This is a genomic window from Streptomyces sp. NH27, assembly GCF_056859195.1.
This window is the reverse complement of the sequence record NZ_JACEGK010000623.1, coordinates 1-4,258: the sequence shown is the minus strand read 5'-3', so window position 1 is coordinate 4,258 and position 4,258 is coordinate 1. Positions and strand designations below refer to the sequence as shown.

Sequence of the window (4,258 nt, the reverse complement as noted above, 5' to 3'; positions counted from 1 at the left end):
GATCGCGGCGGCGTGGCCACGGTGGACGCTCTCCACACGGCTCACGGTCACCCGCTCCCGCTCGAGCTGCGCGGCACGCCGCCGCAGCCGCAAGATCTGTACGGTCCCCAGCAGTTGGAGCACGAACACGCTGCTCCAGGCCACGCGATAGTCGTCACCGGTGGCGTCCAGCAGCAGACCGATCGCAAGAAGGGTCACCATGGACGCGGTGAACCCGCCGATATTGACGATCCCGGAAGCCGTCCCGAAGCGCTCCGGCGGGTTCGCCGGCCGGGCGAAGTCGAACCCGATCATGGAGCCCGGGCCGCAGGCCCCCAGCACGACGCACAACACGACGAGCAGCCAGAACGGATCGTGCCCACCGGGCCAGCCGAGAACCGCCGCCCAGGCGACCGCGGTCGCCCCGATGACGCCGAGCGTCAACGGCATCCGGGCTCCGTGGTGCCGCCCGATGAGCTGCCCGAAGACCATGCCGAACACCATGTTCGCGAGGACCACGAGGGTGAGCATCCCGCCCGCACCCCCACGCGACATCCCCTGGTCCTCGACGAGGAACGGCATCCCCCACAGCAGAAGGAACACCATCCCGGAGAACTGCGTGGTGAAGTGCGTCCACATGCCGAGCCGGGTGCCGGGTTCGCGCCAGGCATCGGCGATCTGCCGTCGTACGTAGGCGAGTCCGGCGTGCTCGGCGGGAGCGGGGACGTACCCGTCGGGGTGGTCCTTGAGGAAGAGGGCGACCAGGACGAGGACGAACGCGCCGCCGATCGCGGTGCCGAGAAACGTGGGGGTCCAGCCGGCCGAGTGCAGCACCCGCGAAAGGGCCACCGTGGAGATGAGGTTGCCCGCGACGCCGAAGAGCGCCGCACCCTGGGCGATCATCGGCCCGCGCCGGGCGGGGAACCAGCGCGAGCCCAACCGCAGCACGCTCACGAAGGTCATCGCGTCGCCGCAGCCGAGTACCGCGCGGGCGGCGAGCGCCATCCCGTAGGAGTGCGACAGCGCGAACGCGCCCTGCCCGACGGTGAAGAGGACCGCGCCGAGCATCAGCACCTTCTTCGTGCCGAGCGAGTCCACCATCAGGCCGACGGGTATCTGCATGCCCGCGTAGACGAGCACTTGGAGGATGGAGAACGACGACAGCGCGGAGGCGCCGATGTGGAAGCGGGCGGCGGCGTCGATCCCGGCGACGCCGAGGCTGGTGCGGTGGACGACGGCGACGAGGTAGACCAGGGTGCCCACCCCCCACACGAGCGCGGCCCGACGGCCGCCCGGTGGGTCCCCCGGCAGTGGCTTCGCGGTCACGACTCGCCCCGGGCCAGCGTGTTGACCCAGGACACATGCCGGTCCACGACCTCCGCCGCGGTCTGCTCGTCGCCGTTGCGCAGCGCCTGGAGGATCTCCGTGTGTTCGGCGATGTTCTTCGCCACCCGGCTCGGCTCGGCGTGCATCGTCGCCACCCCCATCCGCAACTGCCGGTCCCGCAACTGGTCGTAGAGGTGCGCGAGGATACGGTTGCCCGCCGCGCGGACGATCTCCGCGTGGAATGTGCGGTCCGCGGCGGCGAAGGCGGTCAGGTCGCCTGCGGCGGCGTGCTCGCACTGCTCGGCGAGCGACTCCTCCAACTGCTCGATCAGCCGCGCGGGCACCGCGTGCACCACCTTCGCGACCGCGTGCTGTTCCACCAGCAGCCGGGTCTCCACCACATCCGCGATCTCCTGCGCGGAGACCGGCAGCACCAGCGCGCCCTTCTTCGGATAGAGCTTGAGCAGCCCCTCGGCCTCCAGCTTCAGCAGCGCCTCCCGCACCGGCGTCCGCGACACCCCGACCGCGTCGGCGAGGTCCCCCTCGGTCAGCAGCGTCCCGCCCTCGTAGGACCGGTCCAGCACCCCGCTCTTCACATGCAAGTAGACCCGCTCGGCGGCAGGCGGCGACTTTGTATCCATAATGTGCACATCATAGATACAACACACAATCCGACGATACCCCGCCGCCCAATGCCCTCCCTCACGCCGCCGACACCGGCCGCCGCACCCCGCTCACGCCGCGGCCGCGGACCCGCCCGGTCCACGGCTGACGACCACCGAGCTCAACGGTTGACGGCCTGGATCTCCTCGACGGTGACGGGCTGGTCGGAGTCGGACCGCCCGTCGGGCAGCGCGGTCCCGTCCGGCCGCACATCCGCGGTCGGCGTCCACCACACCCGCCACGTCATGGCCGCGGTGAACGTATAGGTCCCCGCGCTCGCCTTCGTGTACGTGATGTTGCAGGCCGCACCGGACGAGTCCAGCGAGGCACCCGCCCCCGACCGGCTGAACCGGTAGTCACAGCTCTCCGGGCTCGCGTACCGCGTCCCCGCCTCGACATGCAGGCTGTACGGCTGCGCCACCACCGTGGCCGCCACCGTGTCGCCGTCGGGCTCGGTGAGCCGGGCCGTGACGGACACCTGCGCGTCGGCCGCTTCGAAGTCGACGTACGTGGGCACGTTCACCTTCTGGTTCGCCGGCTTCGGACTGAGCTCGACGCCCTTGGTGGGCAACTTCAACTGCCCGTAGGCGGCCTGGGAGAGCACCTCCGGCGAAATGGCGCCTTCCGGCGGGTCCGCCGGCGGCTCCCACATCCACCCGGTGTCGTACGGGCAGGTCGCCCCGGGCTCGTTCAGGGCGTTGTCGTCCCAGGTGAGAACCCACCAGCTCCCGTCGTCGCCCTTGTGGTACTTGATGTCGTTCATCTGCGACTGGATCTGGTTGTAGTAGTCGGAGACCGTCCCCGCGCCTTCCTGACCTGCCGTGTCGTACCGCCTGTCGATCTCCGCGTGGAACTGGTCCGGCGTGAAGCTCGTGTACCAGCACACCGGCGGCGAGAAGTTGGCGTCGGACGACGTGACGGGGGCCGAGCCGTCTCCGTCCGAGGTCCCGCGATGCGTGTAGTCCACGTGCACCCGGTAGGAACTTCCTTCGCCACCGGCGCTGCTGCTGGACGAGCTCGAATCGCCGTAGCCCTTGCCGGTCCTGGCAAACGCCCCGCCGCCGGCGCCGGCCAGCGCGGAGACGCAGGTGAGGACGACGACAACGCTACGGAACAGTCGACGTATCAGGCGATCTGACACTGCTTCGCCCCGCTCTGCCACGTGTGGTCGTAAGCCTGCCATTCCCCTGTCGAGCTCTTGGTCATGGTCAGGGTCCACAGGTTGAAGTCCTCCAAGGACGGTGTGGTCACGTTGACCTTGCCCGTCTTGGCGTCCTTGCCGTATGCCTTCCGCTGGTCCTCGCAGTACTGGACCGACAGGTTTCCGGTGACGAGCTTCTTCACCACCGGCTTGTAGTAGTTGAAGGTCCCGGTGACGACACTGCCGCCCTTGCCCTGCGAGATGAGCGAATCGGCGAACTCGGCACCGTGCTCGCCGGTCCAGAACCGTTTGAAGAACGCCGGTTCCTTCGTGTACGTCTTCGCCGTGAACTCGACCACCGCCGTCGCCGCGTACGTGGCGTCCTTCAGCGCGGCCTTCTTCGTCGGGTCACTGCTGTCGAACCCGTCGAAGTTGATTTTGATGTCCGACGGAAGGTCGAAACTCGGCGCACCCGGCCCCGACGCCTGGGTCGGGGACGCGGTCGTCGCCGGCGCCGAGGCGCTCGTGGTCGGGGTGTCCGACGAATGGATCTTGTCCGAACCGTCCGAACCGCCGCCGCATGCGGCCAGCAGGAGCACGGCTGCGACCGCGGTGGCCGCGGCGACGGGCAGGGAAGAGCGGGTCACGATGACATCCCCCGTGAGATACCTGTACGCAAACAGAGTTGGCACTCCGACGCTACCGGCGCCGCGCGCGGGACTGGAAGCGTTCCTCCCGGACTGTGACCCGCCCGGCACGCATGGCACACAGATCATCCAGCGCCCACGCCCGGCGCGGCAGAACCGCAGAACCCCAGAACCGCACAGCCGCAGCCCGCCCGCACGATCACGCGGCGCCCGCATCCGCGAGCGGTCGGCCCTACGGGTGGATGGTGCCGACCAGGGAAGCGGTGGAGGTGAGGGTGGACTGGATGGTGGGGGCCAGGCTGGAGGACGCGAGGCAGAAGCCCAGCAGGACACAGGTGATGGCGTGGCTCAGCTTGAGGGACCGGTTGTGCATCTGCATCCCGGCGAAGACGAGGAGCAGCAGGACGACGGAGACAGAGACGACCATACGGTCGATGGCAGCACAAAACGGACGGGAAGTGCGGGAGACACGCACAGCGGCGGGCCCGGGCGCCCATCCGCC

Annotated in this window: 5 protein-coding genes; all 5 read right to left on the bottom strand. The window is 69.2% G+C overall.

The genetic code is table 11. The features are described from left to right. A partial coding sequence (locus AC13HU_RS33305) for an MFS transporter (protein ID WP_483045716.1) occupies positions 1-1,305 on the bottom strand: 1,305 nt, incomplete at its 3' end. Beyond that, a complete protein-coding gene (locus AC13HU_RS33300; RefSeq protein ID WP_483045715.1) occupies positions 1,302-1,946 on the bottom strand; it encodes a GntR family transcriptional regulator in 645 nt (214 codons plus the stop codon). The genes AC13HU_RS33305 and AC13HU_RS33300, both read right to left, overlap by 4 nt. A gap of 143 nt (positions 1,947-2,089) precedes the next feature. Next, complete coding sequence (locus AC13HU_RS33295) at positions 2,090-3,109, bottom strand: hypothetical protein (RefSeq protein WP_483045714.1); 1,020 nt, start codon at positions 3,107-3,109, stop codon at positions 2,090-2,092. Further along, positions 3,094-3,756, bottom strand: coding sequence for a hypothetical protein (locus tag AC13HU_RS33290; RefSeq protein ID WP_483045713.1), 663 nt, complete (start codon positions 3,754-3,756; stop codon positions 3,094-3,096). The genes AC13HU_RS33295 and AC13HU_RS33290 overlap by 16 nt, the downstream gene beginning before the upstream one ends. A 232-nt stretch (positions 3,757-3,988) precedes the next feature. Next, a complete protein-coding gene (locus AC13HU_RS33285; protein ID WP_483045712.1) occupies positions 3,989-4,183 on the bottom strand; it encodes a hypothetical protein in 195 nt (64 codons plus the stop codon). Positions 4,184-4,258 lie beyond the last annotated feature (75 nt).

Excerpts from the sequence above, each read along its gene's own strand:
- AC13HU_RS33285 (WP_483045712.1), bottom strand. The coding sequence starts at position 4,183 with ATGGTCGTCTCTGTCTCCGTCGTCCTGCTGCTCCTCGTCTTCGCCGGG.
- AC13HU_RS33300 (WP_483045715.1), bottom strand. The coding sequence starts at position 1,946 with ATGGATACAAAGTCGCCGCCTGCCGCCGAGCGGGTCTACTTGCATGTG.